18 protein-coding genes are annotated in these 19184 nt (G+C 53.3%); 4 read left to right on the top strand and 14 right to left on the bottom strand.

The genetic code is table 11. The features are described 5' to 3' along the window. Window positions 1-76: 76 nt before the first annotated feature. The 13 genes from Q0Z71_RS12655 to Q0Z71_RS12595 all read right to left on the bottom strand — a co-directional run bounded on the left by Q0Z71_RS12655 (window position 77) and on the right by Q0Z71_RS12595 (window position 12753). Window positions 77-1219 carry an acyl-CoA dehydrogenase family protein gene (locus Q0Z71_RS12655; protein ID WP_298023261.1) on the bottom strand — a complete coding sequence of 381 codons (1143 nt, stop codon included), beginning with the start codon at window positions 1217-1219 and terminating at the stop codon, window positions 77-79. 85 nt (window positions 1220-1304) lie between these two features. Next, window positions 1305-1895 (bottom strand): flavodoxin family protein, encoded by a 591-nt coding sequence (locus tag Q0Z71_RS12650; RefSeq protein WP_298023258.1) that lies wholly within the window; start codon window positions 1893-1895, stop codon window positions 1305-1307. Between the two features lie 124 nt (window positions 1896-2019). Next, the gene (locus Q0Z71_RS12645; protein ID WP_298023255.1) at window positions 2020-3474 is read right to left on the bottom strand and encodes a 4-hydroxyphenylacetate 3-hydroxylase family protein; all 1455 of its coding nucleotides are present in this window, start codon (window positions 3472-3474) and stop codon (window positions 2020-2022) included. A gap of 89 nt (window positions 3475-3563) precedes the next feature. Continuing rightward, a complete protein-coding gene (locus Q0Z71_RS12640; protein ID WP_298023252.1) occupies window positions 3564-4100 on the bottom strand; it encodes a 2-oxoacid:acceptor oxidoreductase family protein in 537 nt (178 codons plus the stop codon). Further along, window positions 4101-4850 (bottom strand): thiamine pyrophosphate-dependent enzyme, encoded by a 750-nt coding sequence (locus Q0Z71_RS12635; protein WP_298023250.1) that lies wholly within the window; start codon window positions 4848-4850, stop codon window positions 4101-4103. A 3-nt stretch (window positions 4851-4853) separates the two neighbouring features. Further along, the gene (vorB, locus tag Q0Z71_RS12630) at window positions 4854-5936 is read right to left on the bottom strand and encodes a 3-methyl-2-oxobutanoate dehydrogenase subunit VorB (protein WP_298023247.1); all 1083 of its coding nucleotides are present in this window, start codon (window positions 5934-5936) and stop codon (window positions 4854-4856) included. A gap of 17 nt (window positions 5937-5953) precedes the next feature. Further along, a complete protein-coding gene (locus Q0Z71_RS12625; RefSeq protein WP_298023244.1) occupies window positions 5954-6169 on the bottom strand; it encodes a 4Fe-4S binding protein in 216 nt (71 codons plus the stop codon). 72 nt (window positions 6170-6241) lie between these two features. Further along, a complete protein-coding gene (locus Q0Z71_RS12620) occupies window positions 6242-6952 on the bottom strand; it encodes an ATP-binding protein (RefSeq protein WP_298023242.1) in 711 nt (236 codons plus the stop codon). Window positions 6953-6957: 5 nt separating this feature from the next. Then, a complete protein-coding gene (locus Q0Z71_RS12615; RefSeq protein ID WP_298023239.1) occupies window positions 6958-7893 on the bottom strand; it encodes a ketopantoate reductase family protein in 936 nt (311 codons plus the stop codon). Between the two features lie 69 nt (window positions 7894-7962). Further along, window positions 7963-9249, bottom strand: coding sequence for a TRAP transporter large permease (locus Q0Z71_RS12610; protein WP_298023234.1), 1287 nt, complete (start codon window positions 9247-9249; stop codon window positions 7963-7965). Between the two features lie 56 nt (window positions 9250-9305). Further along, window positions 9306-9797, bottom strand: a complete 492-nt coding sequence (locus tag Q0Z71_RS12605; protein ID WP_298023230.1) for a TRAP transporter small permease — start codon at window positions 9795-9797, stop codon at window positions 9306-9308. Window positions 9798-9819: 22 nt separating this feature from the next. Then, complete coding sequence (gene dctP / locus Q0Z71_RS12600) at window positions 9820-10872, bottom strand: TRAP transporter substrate-binding protein DctP (RefSeq protein ID WP_298023227.1); 1053 nt, start codon at window positions 10870-10872, stop codon at window positions 9820-9822. 1137 nt (window positions 10873-12009) lie between these two features. Continuing rightward, entirely contained in the window at window positions 12010-12753 is a 744-nt protein-coding gene (locus Q0Z71_RS12595; protein WP_298023223.1) for a FadR/GntR family transcriptional regulator, read from the bottom strand. A gap of 210 nt (window positions 12754-12963) precedes the next feature. Between Q0Z71_RS12595 and Q0Z71_RS12590 the strand changes: the two genes are divergently transcribed. Then, the gene (locus Q0Z71_RS12590) at window positions 12964-13845 is read left to right on the top strand and encodes a PfkB family carbohydrate kinase (RefSeq protein WP_298023221.1); all 882 of its coding nucleotides are present in this window, start codon (window positions 12964-12966) and stop codon (window positions 13843-13845) included. 403 nt (window positions 13846-14248) lie between these two features. On the opposite strand, the gene Q0Z71_RS12585 is transcribed toward Q0Z71_RS12590, so the two are convergent. Further along, window positions 14249-15265: a LacI family DNA-binding transcriptional regulator gene (locus Q0Z71_RS12585; RefSeq protein ID WP_298023219.1), complete on the bottom strand. Its 1017-nt coding sequence runs from the start codon at window positions 15263-15265 to the stop codon at window positions 14249-14251. A gap of 247 nt (window positions 15266-15512) precedes the next feature. Here Q0Z71_RS12585 and Q0Z71_RS12580 point away from each other — a divergent pair, with 247 nt between their 5' ends. The 3 genes from Q0Z71_RS12580 (at window position 15513) to Q0Z71_RS12570 (ending at window position 19108) form a co-directional block, all read left to right on the top strand. After that, a complete protein-coding gene (locus tag Q0Z71_RS12580) occupies window positions 15513-16571 on the top strand; it encodes a transposase (protein ID WP_298023217.1) in 1059 nt (352 codons plus the stop codon). Window positions 16572-17048: 477 nt separating this feature from the next. Next, entirely contained in the window at window positions 17049-18068 is a 1020-nt protein-coding gene (locus Q0Z71_RS12575; RefSeq protein ID WP_298023215.1) for a LacI family DNA-binding transcriptional regulator, read from the top strand. Window positions 18069-18070: 2 nt separating this feature from the next. After that, window positions 18071-19108 carry an endonuclease/exonuclease/phosphatase family protein gene (locus Q0Z71_RS12570; protein ID WP_298023213.1) on the top strand — a complete coding sequence of 346 codons (1038 nt, stop codon included), beginning with the start codon at window positions 18071-18073 and terminating at the stop codon, window positions 19106-19108. The last annotated feature ends 76 nt before the right edge of the window (window positions 19109-19184 follow it).

The following is a 19184-nucleotide window of genomic DNA, read 5'->3' as shown; positions in this document are numbered from 1 at the left end:
ACTGCCACCTTGCCGGAGGTATCGGGAACCTGCTTAATACTAACAATGATCTTCATTTTTACCTTTACCTCCTATCTCACTTGAGCAATGCACGGGAAATAACGGTCTTCTGAACTTCAGAAGTGCCCTCATAAATGGTCAAAATGCGGGCATCACGGTAGATTCTCTCAATAGCATAATCTTTCATATAGCCATAGCCGCCATGGATCTGCAATGCCTTTGCGGCAACCCAGTTCGCGGTTTCAGAAGCATAGTATTTTGCCATAGAGGCATTCTTTCCTGCGTACTTTTTGTTGTCCAGCAATTCTGCCGCCTTGTAAGTCAGCAAATAGGCCGCCTCAACACGAGTAGCCATATCCGCCAGATAAAACTGCAATCCCTGCTTGTCAGCAATAGGCTTGCCGAACTGAACTCTCTGTTTCGCATACTCAACAGCAGCATTCAAAGCGGCTTCTGCCTCACCACAGGCCTGCGCGGCAATACCAATGCGGCCGCTGTCCAAGCCGCCCATGGCAACCTTGAAACCGTCGCCGACCTTACCCAGGATCGTGCTCTTATGGACCCGGCAATCCTGCAAGATCAACTCGGAGACAGACGCTCCATGGATTCCCATCTTCTCCTCCAGCTTACCGACTACAAAGCCCGGAGTATTTCTGTCAACCAGGAAAGCCGTCATACCACCGTGATTCTTTTTCACACGATCTGTCAGGGCAATCACTACGGCATAGGCGCCCTCTTCTTTGCCGAGATTGCTGATAAAGCACTTGGAGCCGTTCAGCACATAATAGTCTCCGTCTGCCACAGCTGTGGTCTGAAGAGACCCGGCGTCAGAACCGGCATTGGGCTCGGTCAATGCAAACGCCCCCACATAGCCGGAGCATGCCATGCCCAGATATTTCTTTTTCTGTTCCTCATTGCCGAACTTGGTGATAATGTAGTTCACCAAGAGATGCACTGCGAACATTTCAGCCGTGCTGGCGCACGCCTTGGCGATCTCAGAAATCGCCATTACCTTACAAACATCGGATAGACCTGCGCCGCCGTATTCCTTTGGAACATTGAGTCCCATCAGTCCCAGTTTCGCCATCTTTTCAACGGTCTCCTGGGGGAAGCGTCCGGTCTTATCGAGTTCATCCGCAAGGGGTGCCACCTCATTTGCTGAAAATTCTTTTAGCATTTTCAGCAGCATTTCTTGTTCTTTAGTAAACTCAAACGTCATAATCCTATACTCCCTCTTGAATTTTGATTATTTAAAAGAACATTCACGATCATGGTCAGCGCTTCATAACTCACAATAGATTCGTCTATTTTGATCGTTCAGCTTTCCCGCTTAGGAAACGTGCGAATTGCCTCGCATGCAGTGCTTTTTCTTCTGTCATAAAGGTTGACTGGTAGCCATGATCATGCTCTGCCAAAATTCCCTGAAAAACCAGCTTGGAATGCTTGCAATATCGCTGCATTCCCTGGGTCCACAGGTCCGCTCCCTTCCCTGGTGGATAGCCACAGGTGGTTAACAGTGCCAAATACTTGCCTTCCCATAGCGCTGGACCTTTTCTCTCTCCATAGTATTTATTCATTCCATACACCAGCCTGTCCAGCATTGCCTTCATGGGCGGTGTACAATACCAAGAATAAATCGGGGTAGCCAACAAGATCAGGTCACAAGCTAATATCGTATCGAAGATATATTGCATATCGTCCCGTTGCTGACATCCAAAAACCGACCAATCTTGCTGACATTTTCGACATGCTATGCAGGGCAAAATCTGTTTTTCATATAGCCATATTTTTTTATAAGTATTACCGCAAACTATCCACTCTGCCAAAAAGGAGTTCAGCAGCTGTTCTGTATTTCCATCTTTCCTCGGACTACCCTGTAAAACGCAACAGTTCATACATTCAATTCCTGCAGTTTAGTTCTACGAAATCTGTACAAATCGCCCTGCCAATATGGGGCAGGATACCGGCGGTCATATCGAGCCGCCAGCATCCCATCCCAGCAGCACTCTTCTTATGCTATTAGAACTCTTTGATTCCCGCCAAATGCCTTGCGAAAGCTTTCTTGCCCTCCAAGTCGGCCTGCCTCCGGATCATAATGCGCTGTGCCTGGGGAGAGCCCGCGCCATGCATGGACTCTGTCCGGAATCCCACGGCGGCGGTTCCCAGCGTCAGATTCTCAACAAGGCGCAATGCACGCAGGCGCGTTTCTGCATCGACCCCGTTGGCGCCCTTCAGATATTTCTCAATATAGGGGCCGGTCACCTCGTTGCGCAGATCTTTTTCGGAAGGTGCGGTGACCATGATACCGCCAGCAATATCCTCAGCGAGCCGGCAGATCTCATAGGGGAAGCGCGTAACATTTTGCTTGCAGACATTGGCAAGCAGGTTATCGATATAATAATTTCCCGCGGCGGTTTTGGTTCCCAGCGTGGCGCTTGCGATACCGCAGCTATACAGCGTCTCATTCAAATGGATCATCTCAATAAGCTTGTCATTGATATGGGACACCTTCGACACGCCGTTATACTCTGCTACAAGGGCCGCTGCGCCAATAACGCAGTCTCCCACGCCGGACTTACAGCCGCCATAGCTGTTGCGGTGGTACCCTGCAAAGCGTTCCACCACGACTCCGGCAAATTCCGTCTCCCCGTTCAGGAAGATGCGCTCATTGGGCACAAATACATTGTCAAAAATTGTAAGTGCCTCTACTCCGCCATAATTTACGTTTCCACAATCGATCGGACAGCCTTCAAGCTTTCTGGTGTCGCAGCTCTGACGGCCTACGATCATGGTTATGCCCGGCGTGTCACAAGGCACAGCAAATGCGATCGCATAATCCTCATCGCCGGGTTTGAGCGCCATGGTCGGCATGACAAAGACTTCATGCGCATTTGTAATTCCCGTCAGATGCGCTTTTGCTCCGCGAACAACTACACCATCCGGTCTGCGTTCGACCACATGCAGATACATATCGGGGTCTTCCTGCTGTCTGGGCGGAATCGTCCGGTCGCCCTTGGGATCCGTCAAAGCGCCGCCCACGATCAGATCCTCGTCCTGCACGTGAATCATAAACTTTTTGAAATTTTCAAAATAGCTCGTTCCGTATTTTTGATCCACTTCATAAGTGGTCGCATACAGGGCATTGGAGCCATCACAGATAACGCAACGCTGGAAACAGGAGCCGGTCATCTGTCCCATCAGGCGCTGCATCTGATTCTTCTTGATCAGGTCATCAACGCTCTGATGGATCGTGCTGAAGCGATTGATCTTGTGGCCAGTCAGATTCGACGTAGTTGTTAACAGATCCTCATACTCCGGCATCAGTGCCATATCGTAGCTTAGCCGTAAGCAGTTCAGTGAAGGCCGTAAAACAGGGTTGTCTACATGGTTTTCAACTTTCTTTCCCGCCATGTAGATGTTCCAATTCATTTTGCGGATGCTCTCCACATATTGATCGCCTGTCATCAGTGGCATTTTTGTTTCCTCCAAACGTGGTTTAAACGCAGGGCCTACGCGGCAATTCCGCAGCGGATCGCCGCGTAGGCCCTGTCATTGTGTTAGTCTTAGTCTGCCTGCCAGGCTTCCAGAGCCTCCAGGTTCAGCGGGATCATAGCCGCCTTCTTCCCGGCGAACGTCTTTTCCACAACCTTCTGGATGCTCTCCATCTTCACAACCTTGGTCATTCTGACGATGGCGCCCAGCATAACCATGTTGGAGGTTTTTTCATTCCCAAGCTGCTTCTTTGCGATCTCAACCGCATCCACCTTGTGGACCTCGATGTCATCTCTGGAAGAATCCTGCGTAATCAAAGACTGGTTGACGAACATTCTGCCGCCGGCGCTCAGCTTACCCTCAAATTTCCGCATAGACGCCAGGTTCATAACAACGATATCCGTGGGTGCGTTGATAACCGGGCAGCTGATCTCATTATCAGACACAATGACGCTGCAGTTCGCAGTGCCGCCGCGCATCTCCGGGCCGTAGGACGGCAGGTATGTAACCTTTTTCCCTTCCAAAATCGCGGCCTTTGCAATCATCTGCCCCATGACCATAACGCCCTGGCCGCCGGAACCCGCAATCAGTAATTTTGTAGTAGCCATTTATTTTACCTCCTCGGGGCAACGGAAGTTGCCAAGTGGATAATAGGGAATCATATTCTCAGCCAGCCAATCGGGGGCCTTAGCAGGCGGCACGCCCCAGTTGGACGGGCAGGTGGACAGGAACTCCACGAAAGCAAAGCCGAGTCTCTTCTCCTGCACTTCAAAAGCCTTCTGCACAGCCTTCTTCGCCTGCCGAACATGTGCGGGAGTATCCAAAGCAACGCGCTCAACAAAGACCGCGCACTCGCACTGCGCGATAATTTCGCTCATTTTCAGGGGCATGCCGTGCTTTTCCACATAGCGGCCCATAGGAGCGGTGGTGGCCTTCTGGCCGATCAGCGTGGTAGGCGCCATCTGTCCGCCGGTCATTCCGTAAATGGCATTGTTGATGAAGAACGTGCTGAACTTTTCACCGCGCTCGGCAGCGTGCAGGATCTCGTTGCCGCCAATGGAGGTCAGGTCGCCATCTCCCTGATAGGTGAAAATGTACTTATCCGGATGGACTCTGCGCACACCGGAAGCCACCGCGGGAGCGCGGCCATGGAACGCCTCGATCATATCCACCTTCATGAATCTGGGAGCCGCAATGGAGCACCCCACGGGAGCGATGCCAATGGTATCCTTCAAGACTCCCTTTTCTTCCAGAACTTCCATGATCAAGCGATGGGCGATACCATGCGTGCAGCCCGGGCAATAGGAGGTGCTGACAGACTCTTCCATTCCCTTTGTGTATTCAAAAACGGTCTTCATACCTCACTTCACTCCTTTCAGAATTTCCTTCGTCTCATCCACGATGTCCTGGGAAGAGAACAACACGCCGCCCGTTCTGGAGATCAGCTTCACGGGCCAGCGGCCATTGGCGCCCAGCTTAACATCTTCCATCATCTGGCCAAGGCTCAGCTCAACAGAGATGATGACCTTTGTCTTGGGGCCAATCTCGTCAAATGCGGCGTAGGGATACGGCCACACGCTGATGGGACGGATCATGCCAGTATTGATTCCCTCGGCCTTCAGCATCTCCATGGCTTCCGTAGTGATACGGGCAGGCGTACCATAGGACACAAAAACGACCTCAGCATCTTCCAGATCACGGGTCTCATAGCGGACCAAGTTCTTCTCCGCCTTATCATAGTAGACCTTCTGCTCCAGGTTGCTCTCCTGCAGCTCCTCAGGAGACCAGGGCATTGCGTGGATACGGTTCTTTTCCGCACGGTCACCCTGGCCAGTCAGCGCCCACGGCTTATAAGCGCGAATTGCCGCGTCGCCCATAACGGGCTCCTTGTGCTCCGGCAGCTCAACAGCCTCCATCATCTGGCCCATCATTGCGTCACACAAGATGCAGACAGGATTTCTGTATTCGTCCGCCAATGCAACGCCCTCATAAATCAGGTCAACAGCTTCCTGCATCGTGGTGGGAGCAAACGTAATCAGGTGATAGTCGCCATTGCCGCCGCCCCGGGTAGCCTGACGGTAGTCGGCCTGAGAAGGACGGATGTCGCCGATGCCGGGGCCGCCACGGGAAACGCTGACCAGCAGGATAGGCAAATGGCAAACACAAAGTCCGCTCATTCCCTCCTGCATCAGGGCAATGCCGGGAGAAGAGGAGGAGAGCATCACGTTGCCGCCGGCGGCCGCTGCGCCGATTCCCATATTCACAGCGCCCAGCTCACTCTCAGCCTGTACAAAGCAGCCGCCGATCTCGTCCATATGTGCCGCCATGTACTCAGGAATCTCACTCTGCGGAGTAATCGGGTAACCAAAGTAGAATCTTGCACCGCCGCGCATTGCCGCTTCGCAGAACGCCTCGTTACCCTTCATCAAAATTTTTTCAGCCATTTCGCAAAATCCTCCCTTTATTCAGTATAGACACTGATAACGCCATCCGGGCACATGATCGCACAGGTAGCGCAGCCGACACAACTGTCAGGCTCCAGCAGACCCACAGGATGGTAGCCGAGTGCATTGACCTCTTCCGTGTCGAGCCCAAGAATATGCTTGGGGCAGAATTTCACGCACAGTCCACATCCTTTGCATTTGTCCGAATTAAACTTTAGAATGCCTTTTGCCATTTTATTTTTTCTCCTTTCAACCCAGGTAGTAATTTGGTGCTTCGCACCAAGACATGACTCGCGCCATCGTCCTTAAACTTGTTGATCCAGCCAGCTATCGCGCATCTCCAGATGAAGGGGGAAAATCTCCCCTTCAATAGGCTCTCTGGCAATTCGCTCCTTCAGGGCATCCAGAAGATGTTCCTCGCAGCTGCTGTATTTGACCGGTACGCCCAACTGATCGCCGATTTGCTTTGCCAACCGATACCCTTTTAAAATATCGTCAATGGTTGTCTGTCGAATCATGTGTGTATTATTAAAAATCCCGGTGATCCGCAGGCCGCTGGTCGCTTCCATCTGCTTCAGCAGCGGAATTGCCTTTTCTGCGGTAGCGGTGATAGGCCGATTCGCATTCACCACCGCGAAAACATCGCAGTCGTCTACGCGGAGAAGGTCCTGGAACTGCATCAACAGTTTTGCACCGGAAGGATCGCCGCCTGCATCCACGACCGCCCGATATTCCTTGTTCTCCAACGGGCGGCGGATAGCCGGATCCAGTGCGGGGACCTCATCTGTAATCATTTTTCCATACAGGTTGCTAAGATTCTCAACGCCGAGTTTCTCCATCATTTCCTTTTTTTCACGACTGCGGAAAAATGGATTGGCAATATCCAGATCTGCGATAGCGGTCTTAGCGCCAGTCTCCTGGCGGACACGCAGTGCATAGTTAACAGAGCATTCTGTTTTTCCACTGCCGAAATGCCCAATGAAAACTACGATCCGCTTATCATTTCGGACGCTCATATGCTTTACCGCTTGCCGTATTTGCGCTGCTTTACCTTCACCAGATCCACAATGATCTCATTCACCGGTGTGGGCACGCCCAGCTTTTTACCCTCTCGAACCACAGCACCGTTGATCAGGTCGATCTCAGTGGGGCGCTCATTCAGCACATCCAGCAGCATGGAGCACTGGTTGCCAACCGTAAAGCCGCAAACTTCCTTCACGTGAGCCAAAGGATCCTCATAGCTCAGCTTGACACCCAGAGCACGGGCAACCGCGATAGCCTCCTTGACTGCCGCTACATGGATCACATTCGCCTCCGGGATAGACCAGAGCTCATCGTTGGTCAAGTTCATAGCAGCGGCGCAGCCATTGATTCCCACATTCACGATCAGCTTGTCCCAGATAAGGCCGTTCACGCTTTCAGAGACATGCGTCTCAAACCCGGCCTCACGCAAAACTGCGCCCACAGCCTCAATACGCGGGGTGACCTGTCCGTGGATATCACCGATTACCGTCTTGCCAACTCCCTTGTTCATGTCCAGAATCTTGCCGGGAGCCAGCATGCGGGCGCCCTGTTCCGTCGTTCCGCAGGCCACATTGTCATAGCCGATGATCTCGCCGATCACCTCGGCATTGCCCAGGCCGTTCTGCACCGTCAGTGCCATGGTATCAGGTCCGAACAGACCCTTGTTGGCCTCGATAGCGGCACGGGTAGCGGTTCCCTTGACGAAGATGATGACCAGATCGCAGGGACCGATCACGGAAGAATCCTCAACGGCCTTTGCGTTTTTGTAGTATGTATCCTTGCCATCGCACTGGATGCACAGGCCATCCTCGTTGATCTTCTTCACATGATCCTTGTACACATCCACCAGCCAAACCTCATTGGTGGGGACTGCGGAGAGCTTTCCTCCATACAGGGAGCCCATGCCGCCGGCGCCCAAGACGCAGATTTTCATTGCTTAACCACTCCTTTTAGAATTTCCGAATATCTGTAAGATTTCTATATCAGCCAAATACTCTCTCCATCAGGCTCGCATCATTCTTACCAAGAGCAGGGAGATGTCGGGAATATAGGTGACCAGCATCAAAACAACGACCAAGGCTATAAACATTGGGATTACCCGTTTTACCTGCTCCGCGAATACCACGCGCTTGTCAACACCGGTAGCCACAAACAGATTGATGCCCAGCGGCGGAGTGATCAGGCCCATGGTAAGATTCATCACCATGACCACGCCGAACTGGATCGCGTCATATCCAAGCGCGGCGACCAGTGGGTAGAAGATCGGGGTATAAATATAGGTGGAAGCGGTCGTCTCCATAAAGCAGCCGTTGATCAGCAGAATGATATTGATGACCAAGAGGATGATAAAGAGGTTATCCGTGACACTCAGCACCATGTTGGAGAGTTTCGCAGGGACCTGCTGTCTCGTGACAACATAGGCGAAAATATTGGCTGTCGCAACAATGAACATGATGGAAGCCGTGGTCTTGACGGCCTCAAAGGCAAGGTCCATCATTTCGGACATCTTGACGCCCTTATAAATAAAGACAGAGGCCAGGAATCCGTACATCGCCGCGACAGCAGCGGCCTCGGTGGGAGTGAACAGGCCGGAATAGATGCCGCCAAGGATGATGACGGGCATCAGAAGGGCCCAGATGGCGCTGCGGAACGCACGCCAAAGCCTGCCCAGATTGATTCCCTTGTTGCGGCTGCCCCAGCCATACTTGGCGGCGCAGTAAACATCAATAATAATCAGCGCCACGCCCATCAGGACGCCCGGCAATACGCCGGCGGCAAACAGTTCGCTGACAGAGCAGCCGGTGATCAGCGCATAGTTGACAAATGGTATACTGGGCGGAATGATACATCCGATGATGCCGCCCGAGGCCGCCAGCGCGGCCGCAAAGCCGGCGGGATACCCATCGTCGATCATCTGCGGGATCAAAATGCCGCCGATAGCCGCCACAGTAGCGGGCGCCGAACCGGAAATAGCGGCGAAGAACATACAGGCCACAACTGTGACGACGCCCAGGGAACCAGGCATCCATCCCAGCAGCTCATAGCAGACGTTGACGATCTGCTGGGAAATGCCGCCCTTGCCCATAATGACGCCGGCCAGTACAAACATGGGGATCGCGATCAAAACAGTTGAGTCCAAAGCGGTCACCATGCGCTGTGCCGCAAGGAAAAGCTGCTCCGCCTGTCCGCCCACGACCATGGACATCATGGGGGCTGCGCCGATGCATACTGCAATCGGCGCCCCCACCACGATCAAAATCGCCAGAACAACGAATAATGTAGCAATCATATCTTGCACCTCATCACAACCGATTTATTCTCTACGTATAGCATCCCACGCCGCCATCACTCACGGGGATAGAGATAGGACTTGTGGCGAAAGATCTGGAGCAGCATCTGAACGATAGAGAGGATACTGCTGACAGGCACGATGCCATAAATCAGATACATGGGGAGATGCATTGCAGCGGACGCCTGTCCACTGGCAATGATCTGGCGGGTCAGCACAAAGCCGAACCAGGTAAGCACTACCATGAAAAGGATCGTGACAATATCGGAGAGCAGTCTGAAAAACTTGCGGGTGCGCTCCGGGAAAAGCTTCTCCACGAAAACGGTGATTCCGATATGGGAACCATAGCGAAACGCGGCAGCAATTCCCAGGAAAGAGCAGTAAATGCTCATATACCGCAGGATCTCATCGCCCCAGTTGAAGGAAAAGCCGAAGATGTACCGCAAAATCACGTTCATGCACATGATAACCGCCATGGCCATGATCAAAATGCTCGCCAAAAACTTTGTGATGGGTGTTTTATCAATAAAATCTAAAAGTTTCTTCATATGCTTTTATCTCTCTCGGCTATCAGGACTTCGCCGCCGCTACAGCTTCCTTGTACGCCTCCACCAGCTCGTCGCCGACCTTCTCACGGACAAGGTTTTCCACGTCGGCGGTAGCCGCAACGAACTGCTGCTTCTCTTCCTCAGTGGGATAGTAGACCTGGAGACCGGCATCCTCCATGACCTTCAGATATTCCTCGTCGTTCTGCTGGTTGAACTCGCGCTCATACTGGCAGTACTTGGCGCCGTACTCCGCCATCAGCTCCTGCAGGTCAGCGGGCAGCTTGTCCCAGGCGGCCTTGCTCATGCAGACCAGATAGGGATCATAGATATGGGGGAGATAGGTCATATAGTTGACGACCTCGGAAAGGCCCAGGGCGTAAGTCAGAGCAACGCCGTTCTCCTGGCCGTCCACGGTACCCTGTTGCAGCGCCGTGTACAGCTCCGCGGCGGAAACGGGAGTCGCGGAAGCGCCCAGGTCGTTGACGATCTTCATGTGGATATCATTCTCCTGGGTGCGGATCTTCAGACCGACCATGTCGGCGGGGGTATGGATCTCCTTCTTGGCGTTGGAGAACATACGCAGGCTGTTCTCGGCCCAGCCCAGGAACTTCCAGTTGGCCTCTTCCTCAGTCTTTGCGCCCAGCATCTGGCCGAACTCGCCGTCATAGACAGCCCAGCCCACCTCGCGCTCGTCAATCAGATAGGGCATGGATGCGACGCTGACGCAGGGGGCGAAGTTCGCCACAACGGCAGAGGAAATCACGGCGCAGTCAATTGTTCCAAGGGTGATGCCCTCCAGGATCTCGCGCTCGGCGCCCAGCTGGGAAGCGGGATAATGTTCGATCTTCAGTCTGCCATTAGACGCTTCTTCCAGTTCTGCCGCCATCTTTTCAGTTGCCAGCGCAAGGCGGTCATTGGTTGAAGAGGAATGCGCCCAGGAAAGGGTATATACGGTACCATCGTCCGCCGCCGGCTCCGCGCCGGGTTCAGTGGATTCTTTGTCTCCACCCCCGCACGCCGTCATGCTAACAAGAACCATCAGAGCCATAGCCAATGCAAACAATCTTTTCTTCATCTTTTTTCCACCTTTCTTTTCATCTGCTCATCATTTACGTTCTCTCTGCTTCGTGAACTGCTGTGTCTCCTTCGCTCCTCCTTTCAAAGCATCCATCATCATCGCGGATCACCATAATTTTTAGCCTCCGCTGCCCATAAATGAGATGTCTGCCTCTGACATAGAATAGATATGGATTCCCCAAAATTCATCATATCTATTTTCGGATACATCATATCTTTTTCTCTCTTATTTGTCAATTTATTTCTTTTATCTCCTGCAATATTTGTCGTATTTAATATTTTTTTACATATTTTTTTGTATATCTTCTAAAAATTCATCCGACTTTTATTTTGCTGTAAAAGAAAAAACGTCCGCCAACCTGTTGTCCTAAAAGCCTGGAGTCCTTCGCACCCATTTGAATCAAAGTGTTCTTTCATCTTCATTCATCATCCCCCGGCCAGTTTTCCAATCAGGATCTCTTCATAAAAGAATATCTCTATCCCAAAATAAAGCAGGAGAGGATGTCTCTTGACATTCTCTCCTGCTTCAACAGTACCAGACGCTCCCATCCGGCGTATCATGAATCCTTTTAAAACAAGGCTTACAGGCGGCAATTTGTCTTTCACCTGCAGTGGCAATATTCCATTGGCGTAAGACTACCGATCCGCTTTAACATCTTCAGCAATCGCAAAAGCTGCTGTCCTGCCGTGTTTTCCGAACCGCTGTAATTGTTTCATACTCCGCCTTTCCGATTTCATTCGATACCGCCTGCCGGTATATTGCGGCCCGCAATCACTGCGGAACAACCGTCCGGGCTCCGGTACATCTCTTGATGACGGTGTTAAACGCGCGGAACGCCGGACGGATCTTATTTCCCGGTCTCATATGACAGAAAACAATGCTCCCGTCTAAAACGGCAGTCCGCTGTATAGCCAGCCGCAAATAGCATGGCCGCCTGTTCCATTCGTATCTTTCGGTTAAGCCCTGCGGAGTCCCATCGCCGGAGCTTCTGATATCCGCCAAAAGGCTCCCTTCCCCGATTCAACAAAAATCAGAGAAGGGAGCCCTTTTACACAAATCAGCGTATTTGAAATCAGGTCAAGACCATGACCCATTTTATTTACTGGCCAGTCATTTTAACAATGGCTTTTGTATCTAATTGCAATTCTTTTTTAAATATTTGATTTCCTGCGCCCGCTCTTTCTCAGCTTTTGCAGCAATATAGAACTCCCGGCTTCTGGTCAAATGCGCGATCATCGCAAATTTTGCTCCCAACGCATCATGCCGGCATATTGCCCTTGTTAAAACAGTATGTTCCTTCGTCACTGCCTCCCGAAGCTCCGCATCCCAAGTAGTGATAGCTAAACTGATGGAAGAGTTGATAATAGGGATCAGGTTTTTTACCACACCATTTCCACTGCATTCCGCAATATAGCCATGGTAGGCGGTCTCAGCTTTCAGATGGTCCGTATAATCATCCTTGCTGTATGTCTTTGCCAGTACCATTTCATGCAAACGGAGCAATTTTTTCTCCTGTTCCGGAGTGATCCGCGCTGCGGCCATAGATGCAATCTCCGGCTCCAGAAGAAGGCGGACCTCCATCAACTCCAGCGCTAGTTCAACCCCTCCGTCCTTTCCGTACATGAATACCAGTCCCAGCGGATCTTCCGGGATTCCCCTTTTGTCCGAGACATACGTACCAGAACCCTGGCGTACATTGAGTATATTTCTGGATTCCAGACTTCTCACAGCTTCTCTGAGCGTACTTCGCCCAATCCCTAACATTTTAGCTAAATTGGCCTCATTTGGCAATCGTTCTCCCGGCTGCATATTATTGTCGAGAATCAATTGTATAATTTGTTCAGATGCGTCGTCTGTCAACTGCTTTTTACTCTTCAAATTCAATTCCATCCTCATGTTTTTTACCCTTTGGTTTATTTTGGAATTATATCAGACCCCCCGCAATAAAGCAACAAATTTGGAATGAAATTTTATTGTTTCATATTTGAATCCATATATTCTATCTCTTTTGGGACCGGGAATTTTTCGTTGCTCCGGTGAACAGTTTATGATAAACTTATTTTTACAATTTACGACAAGGAGGAAACTATGGGGAAACAATATGATGTGCTGGTCATTGGGCCGGTGTCTCTGGACCACAACATCGATTACCAGGGCAACGAGCGCAGGGAAGTCGGCGGCGCAGTCGTGGCTTCCAGCTTTGCCGCCGCCAAAAGCGGCAACCGCACCGCGCTGTTCACCAAGCTGAACCCCGCCGATGCCGATGTGGAGGCGCGCTTCTTCAACTCCGGCGCCGACGTATATTGGAAGCCCTCCAAGGAAACTTGTTCCATCCGCAATCAGTATTTCACCGCCGACAAGGAAAAGCGGTCCTGCACCTCCATGGGTGTCTGCGACCCGTTCCGGTTCGACGAACTGCCGGATATCCAAACGAAGATCTATCACTTCGCAGGTCTGGTCTATGGCGACTTTGACGGCGCGCTGTTTGCCGAGGCAGCCAGGCACGGCAAGGTGGCGGTGGACGTCCAGTGTCTGCTGCGGCATGTGGAGGCCGACAGGACCATGGCCTTCCACGACTGGGCGGAGAAAAAGAAGTACCTGCCCTGCATCGACTATCTCAAGACCGACGCCGCCGAGGCGGAGATCCTCACCGGCCTCACCGACCGGGCGGAGGCCGCCAAGCTGCTGTACAGCTGGGGCGCCAGGGAGGTCCTCATCACCCACAACACCGAGGTCCTGGCCTATGACGGCAAGAACATCTACACCTGCCCCATCAAGGCCCGAAACCTCTCCGGGCGCACCGGCCGCGGCGACACCACGTTTGCCGGCTACATCACCGAGCGTCAGCGGGCGGACATCGCTGAGGCGCTGCAATACTGCACGGCCCTGGTGTCCCTGAAAATGGAGACCCCCGGCCCCTTCCAGAGTACCCGCCAGGATGTTCTGGACTATATCCAGGCATTCTATTAAGGCCGCCTCTCTTTGCAGAGTGCCCCCATATAGTCCATTAACTCGAAAAAACGCACGGGATTTTTCAAGCGGGCGATGCCCGCTGTGCGTAAAGCGCACAGGGATTGTCTGTGAAATGCAAATCAAGGCCGCGGTCCGTGGCCTGTCACATCGCACATGCGCTGTGATACTTGAAAAGTGGATTTGCCACTTTTCAAGTTATTTATAAGAAATACAACTCCCCCGCGCAGAACATCCGGCTCTGCGCGGGGGAGCTTTTGCAGAACGCCGGTCCGCCGCCGCGCTGCACAGGGCGCTCCCCAAAATGGCATCCAGTGAAGGCGTTCCTCTCCGGGAATGCAGGGAAGCGCAAAAGGGCGGATGATGCCGCGAAGCATCCTCCGCCCTTTTCAGGCGCCTCATTTCAGACCCGGCCGCAGGTGCTGCGCTCCAGCAGCACCGGGCGAATCAAACGGATCCCCGGCCCGAAACGCTCCGGGGCGTCCAGGCGCTCCAGCAGATACTCCACCGTCCCCTCCATCAGCTCTTTTTTACAGGGGTCCAGGGTGGTCAGGCGGATCTGGGGATAGGCTGCATAGCTGATATTGTCAAATCCCATGAGGGAGACATCCCGGGGAATGGAGATATGGAACTCCTTGGCGGCGGCCATGACGCCCAATGCGATACTGTCACAGGATGCAAAGATCGCCGTCTCCTGGAGGCCATCCAGAAAAATCTGCTTCGCCAGATGATATCCCACATCAATGGTGGAAGAGAGGGTCTCGTTGGGCATGAGCCGCACTGCCATCCCCAGCTGCCGGGCGGTATCCGTAAAGCTCTCGCACCGAAGGGAATGGGAAACGCTGCTCTGCCGCATGCCCAAATAGACGACCCGGCGGTGCCCCAGGCCATACAGGTATTCCGCGGCTATCCGGCCTCCCACAAGATTGTCTGTGGTGACCGCCGGCACCGCCGCAGGCGCGGCGGCCACATCATAGATCCCCTGAAGCACGATGGGTACCCGGTTCATATACCGCTGGATCAACTCCGGTGCCTGCCGCGATGAGCTGAACAGGATGATGCCTGCCACACGGTGGCCGATCAGGAAGTCAAACAGCTGGCTGATATCGGGGTCCTCCACACGCCCATGGCAGACCATGATGTGATAGCCGCGTTGGCGCGCATACTGCTCCAGCTTCAGCACCATCTCCGCAAAGAGGGGGTTGTCCAGACCGGGCAGGATGCAGCTGATAATGTCGGAGCGGCCCGCGCTGAGGCTTCTGGCCAGCTGGTTGACCTGGTAGCCATACTGATGGCAGAGTGCCAGGATCTTTCTGCGGGTCTCCTCGCTGACATTGGGCGAGCCGTTCAGCGTCCGCGACACGGTGGAGTGGGAGACCCCGGCCAGTCTGGCAATGTCCTTGATCGTGACAGTACTCATGCATACCTCGTATTATTAAAGAGTAGTATTTATAGCCCCCTCTCCAGGGGTATGCTACACTGTAGGGGATGCTGTGGATTGGTGCTGCATACCTACCGCACAGACGGTTCATGGGAGGCTCCAACCACAGCCCTTTGCAGTTTTGTTAATCAGTTAGATACCGTCAGACGATTGATGTGGAACGAGGTTACAAGGCAAAGGCTCTGTGGATTCAGCATCCAACAATTTAAAGGCGGAGGTTTTGCGTATGATCTATGTTGGAATTGATGTAGCAAAGGACAAGCACAACTGTTTCATTCTCAGTTCAGAGGGGGAGGTTCTGGCAGAAGTGTTCACCATCCCCAACTCTATGGACGGATTTCGCTGCCTGCTGGATCGGCTGCGCTCAGTCACCACCCCAGAGGACAAAATAAAAGTAGGTCTTGAGGCAACCGGGCATTACAGCTATAACCTCTTGGGATTCCTTCTCAACAACGGTCTGGCAACCTATGTTTTGAATCCCCTGCACACCAATCTCTACCGAAAAAGCCTATCCTTGCGGAAGACTAAGACCGATAAAGTTGACGCACGCACCATTGCGGCTATGCTCATGTCCGATGTGGGCCTCAAGCCCTACACGGACACAGTATACCACAACGAGGAACTGAAGTCACTCACAAGATACCGTTTTGACAAGGTCAGAGAACGGGCTAAACTGAAGCAGTCCATTGCCCGGTTGGTTTGTATCCTGTTCCCGGAGTTGGAGAAGTTGGTTCCAACACTGCATATGGCTTCAGTCTATGCCCTTTTGGATGAGTTTTCCGGTGCCAGGCAGATTGCAGAGGCTAATCTGACCAGGTTGAAGTATCTCCTGGGTGACGCCTCCAAGGGCCGTTACGGGCGAGATATGGCCCTTGCTATCCGGGATGCCGCCAGGACTTCTGTTGGATCGGTTATGCCAGCCAAATCTTTGGAGCTCCGGCACACCATCCATCTCATTCAGGAACTGGATACGGAAATTGACGAGGTGGAGGTTTCCATTCAGGCAATCATGGAACAGATAAACTCTCCCATTACCACCATTCCTGGCATGGGTTTCCGCATGGGAGCCATGATCTTGGCCGAGGTGGGGGATTTCTCCCGCTTTGCCCTCTACAATGCCACCAAGTATGTCTGCCACTGGGACCCTACCTTTGCGGCCTACCTCGCCAAGAAGCGTGCAGAAGGTAAGCACTACAATGTGGCGCTCTCTCATGCGGCAAAGAAATTGGTGCGGCTGATCTACGCAATGGAGAAGTCTGGGCAGGCATACCGGCCCGCAGCTTAACTTGACCTTCTAACTCCGTGGCGTCCCCAAAGGACGTCTGCCTTGTTATGCCCTTTTGCAGCCGTCTTGTTCATGGCATCCCTCCAAAATTTAGACTTGACTTTTAATAGTTAGTCTCCCATCCGTGTATGAACACGATTGCATAATTTGTGCAACCGAAAAGGATCCACACATCGCGCATTTCTTTGCATCTGCAAAAAGATTTGCGCATTTTGAACAAAAGTTTGAAAAAATTCAAAATTTTTTACGCTATATTGCTATTATAAAGGAAAGCGTCAAAAAACACAACGCAAAGCCGTGTCCAAAATTTGCACAAAAACAGTCCCATACTTATTGGGTAACTTGTAGAAAATGTTCTCATTTGTTGACACATTTTCCGAATCATGCTATCCTTTAAAAAGAACACGGTTGCATAACCTGCGGAGGCGCAGCACTCTTGTCCCGGTTTGACATGCCGTACGGGTGAGGACTCTGTCTATGGAACGAGTTACGATTTACGACGTCGCAAAGCTTGCAAAGGTCAGTCCGACAACGGTATCACGGGCACTGCACGACCATCCGGCCATCAGCAAAAAGACCAAGCAGCGTGTGCGCGCAGCCTGTGAGCAGCTGGCATATGTGCCGGACATCGTCGCACGGGGGCTGTCCGGACAGAAAACGCACACCATCGGCGTGATCGTCACGGATATCTCCGACCCCTATTTATCAGCCCTGTGCGCTGTGATCGAGCAGTACTGTTCCGCGCATGGCTACCGCGTGCTGTTGGGAAACACCCTCCACGATCCGCAATATGAGTTGGAAGCGGTGGGGCGGATGCTCTCCCAGCAGGTGGACGGCCTGCTGATCTCCGCCCATTCTCCCCAGTCCCAGGCGCGGCATAAGGCCCTGATCGGCAGTCTGCCCTGCGTCTATCTGGGAAATAACCACACCCCCGATTGCAGCTATGTGGAGGTAGACAATGACCGCGGCGCCTATGAGGCGGCTCAATACCTGTACCATCTGGGCCACCGCCGGATCGTTTTTGCAGGCGGCCGGGTGGGTTCCCGGACGCTGGAGCTCCGGCTGAACGGCTACCGCCGCTCCCTGCTGAGCCACGGCCTGATTCCCCGGGAAATCGTCGGCACGGAGCAGATGGCCGGTCTATGGCAGTGGTTCCGCCGGCAGCCGGCGGGTGGGGCGCAAAACGGACGCGCCTTTGACGCGGTGATCGCTTACACGGACATCATCGCTTTGAACATCCTCAACGCTGCTGAAACGGGCGGTCTGCGGGTCCCTGAGGATTTTTCCCTGATCGGTTTCGACGATATCGCTTTCGGCAGGCTCCGCCATGTGCGGCTGACCTCTGTCTCACAGAGCCACACCCGCACCGGACAGCTGGCTGTGGAGCGGCTTTTGGCACAGATCGACGGCCGCAGCGGCCAGACGGCGGACACCCTCCCGCCGGAGCTGATGATCCGGGACACCTGCCGCAGAATGGAAGATAAGGAGAGGTCATAAGTATGAGAGGTATTCCTCTTTCTGAGCGAAAAAACCTGGGGGCCCTGTTGGACACCCACAGTCAAAACGATGTGATGGCCCGCATCCCGCAGTTCTCGGAGGCGGAAACAGATAATTTCGTGGCGCCGCCGGCTGTCGTGCCGGAACAGCTGGGCGTTCTGATGTTCAATATGGAGCGGGGCGTCCATCTGGCGGAGATCCAGGAGTTCCTGCGGGACTGTCCGGATATTCAGCCCTTTGATGTGATTTTGGCAAATGAGCTGGACGACGGCTGCGCCCGGTCCGGCAACAGGAACACCGCCCGGGAACTGGCGGAGGCCTTTGGATTGAACTACGCCTGGGGTCTGGAATTCATCGAGCTGGTAAACGATGAGAACGAAAAAGGCTTCCACGGCAACGCGGTATTCTCCCGCTGGCCCATCACGCGGGCGGGCGTCATCCGCCTGCCGGAGCAATATAACTGGTATTTTGACCGCCAGAAGCGCATCGGCGGACGGCTGGCGGTATACGCCCAGCTGGATGTCGGCGGCAGGCCCCTGGGCGTGGTGTCCATCCACCTGGAGAACCGCACCCATGGCGAGGGCCGCCGGGTCCAGATGGAGACGATTTTGGAAGCGGTCCGCCGGGAGCTGCCGGATATGCCGGTGATCCTGGGCGGCGACCTGAACACCAACACCTTCGATGGCCGGGACAAGGAGGACATTGGAGACATCGCCACCGACCCGGAGATGCGCCGCCGCTGTCTGGAGGATGTTTTCTCCTTTGAGGAACTGCTGCCCATGTCCGCGGCGGACGGGTATCAGATCGTCCCGGAGGAGCCGAAGCTGACCCGCCGCAAGCCCCTGCCGGGCGGCGATTTTCTGCCGCTGCGGCTGGACTGGATCCTGCTGAAGGGCGCTGCGGCCACGGAGAGCCATATGGTCTCCACCGCCAGGGAGGACCTGACCTACGCAAAGCCCGGTTCCGCGCTGGAGGCGTTTACCGGCGCGGAGCTGTCCGACCACAATGCCATCTGGGCGCTCTGCCGTCTGGACGCCTGATACCGTTCCCCTTTCCATGAGGTCATGGAATCAAAAATAGTCCCAAAACCAAACGGATGAAAAGGAGAATCAAGCT

Origin of the sequence: uncultured Dysosmobacter sp. (genome assembly GCF_947631635.1) — a bacterium.
Lineage (GTDB): Bacteria > Bacillota > Clostridia > Oscillospirales > Oscillospiraceae > Oscillibacter.
The sequence above is the reverse complement of the archived record's forward strand: the minus strand, read 5'-3'. Positions and strand labels throughout refer to the sequence as shown.

Coding starts and splice junctions, on each gene's coding strand:
- Q0Z71_RS12655 (WP_298023261.1), bottom strand. CDS start 1,219: ATGACGTTTGAGTTTACTAAAGAACAAGAAATGCTGCTGAAAATGCTA.
- Q0Z71_RS12650 (WP_298023258.1), bottom strand. CDS start 1,895: ATGAACTGTTGCGTTTTACAGGGTAGTCCGAGGAAAGATGGAAATACA.
- Q0Z71_RS12645 (WP_298023255.1), bottom strand. CDS start 3,474: ATGCCACTGATGACAGGCGATCAATATGTGGAGAGCATCCGCAAAATG.
- Q0Z71_RS12640 (WP_298023252.1), bottom strand. CDS start 4,100: ATGGCTACTACAAAATTACTGATTGCGGGTTCCGGCGGCCAGGGCGTT.
- Q0Z71_RS12635 (WP_298023250.1), bottom strand. CDS start 4,850: ATGAAGACCGTTTTTGAATACACAAAGGGAATGGAAGAGTCTGTCAGC.
- vorB (WP_298023247.1), bottom strand. CDS start 5,936: ATGGCTGAAAAAATTTTGATGAAGGGTAACGAGGCGTTCTGCGAAGCG.
- Q0Z71_RS12625 (WP_298023244.1), bottom strand. CDS start 6,169: ATGGCAAAAGGCATTCTAAAGTTTAATTCGGACAAATGCAAAGGATGT.
- Q0Z71_RS12620 (WP_298023242.1), bottom strand. CDS start 6,952: ATGAGCGTCCGAAATGATAAGCGGATCGTAGTTTTCATTGGGCATTTC.
- Q0Z71_RS12615 (WP_298023239.1), bottom strand. CDS start 7,893: ATGAAAATCTGCGTCTTGGGCGCCGGCGGCATGGGCTCCCTGTATGGA.
- Q0Z71_RS12610 (WP_298023234.1), bottom strand. CDS start 9,249: ATGATTGCTACATTATTCGTTGTTCTGGCGATTTTGATCGTGGTGGGG.
- Q0Z71_RS12605 (WP_298023230.1), bottom strand. CDS start 9,797: ATGAAGAAACTTTTAGATTTTATTGATAAAACACCCATCACAAAGTTT.
- dctP (WP_298023227.1), bottom strand. CDS start 10,872: ATGAAGAAAAGATTGTTTGCATTGGCTATGGCTCTGATGGTTCTTGTT.
- Q0Z71_RS12590 (WP_298023221.1), top strand. CDS start 12,964: ATGGGGAAACAATATGATGTGCTGGTCATTGGGCCGGTGTCTCTGGAC.
- Q0Z71_RS12585 (WP_298023219.1), bottom strand. CDS start 15,265: ATGAGTACTGTCACGATCAAGGACATTGCCAGACTGGCCGGGGTCTCC.
- Q0Z71_RS12580 (WP_298023217.1), top strand. CDS start 15,513: ATGATCTATGTTGGAATTGATGTAGCAAAGGACAAGCACAACTGTTTC.
- Q0Z71_RS12575 (WP_298023215.1), top strand. CDS start 17,049: ATGGAACGAGTTACGATTTACGACGTCGCAAAGCTTGCAAAGGTCAGT.
- Q0Z71_RS12570 (WP_298023213.1), top strand. CDS start 18,071: ATGAGAGGTATTCCTCTTTCTGAGCGAAAAAACCTGGGGGCCCTGTTG.